This is a genomic window from Chryseobacterium cucumeris (assembly GCF_001593385.1).
Lineage (GTDB): Bacteria > Bacteroidota > Bacteroidia > Flavobacteriales > Weeksellaceae > Chryseobacterium > Chryseobacterium cucumeris.
In genome coordinates this window covers 1-504 of the sequence record NZ_LUVZ01000027.1, presented here as the reverse complement: position 1 = coordinate 504, position 504 = coordinate 1, and the positions used below count along the sequence as shown (strand labels likewise).

The 504-nt window shown below is 38.7% G+C and carries 1 protein-coding gene; it reads right to left on the bottom strand.

All coding sequences use genetic code 11. From position 1 onward, the window contains the following. Nucleotides 1-501: CoA transferase subunit A (locus A1704_RS15135; RefSeq protein ID WP_062674816.1), on the bottom strand; the 501-nt coding region annotated here is incomplete at its 3' end. Between the last annotated feature and the right edge of the window lie 3 nt (nucleotides 502-504).

Below are 504 nucleotides of genomic sequence, written 5' to 3'. Positions count from 1 at the left end.
GATTAGGTTTCCGGCATGATCACCTTTCCATGCTTTTACAATAGAATAATCGGCTTCATAGGCATGTTCTAAAATATGAGGTTTCCCGTGAAATTCTTTCACTTCTTTTCCTTCTGCTATTTCCGTTCCGTAACCTGCAGGGGTATAAAATGCAGGAATTCCAGCCTGTGCAGCTCTGCACTTTTCTGCTAAAGTACCTTGTGGAGTAAGCTCTACATCCAGTTCTCCTGAAAGCATTTGTCTTTCAAATTCAGCATTTTCTCCTACGTAAGAGGAGATCATCTTTTTAATTTGTCTTTTGTGAAGTAATAGTCCTAATCCGAAATCATCTACCCCTGCATTGTTTGAAATGCATGTCAAATCTTTCACATCACTTTCCACCAAAGCATTAATTGAATTTTCAGGGATCCCACAAAGTCCAAATCCGCCTAACATTAGCGTCATTCCATCTTCAATTCCTTCGATGGCTTCCTTTGCATTTTTTACTCTTTTATCTATCATGAA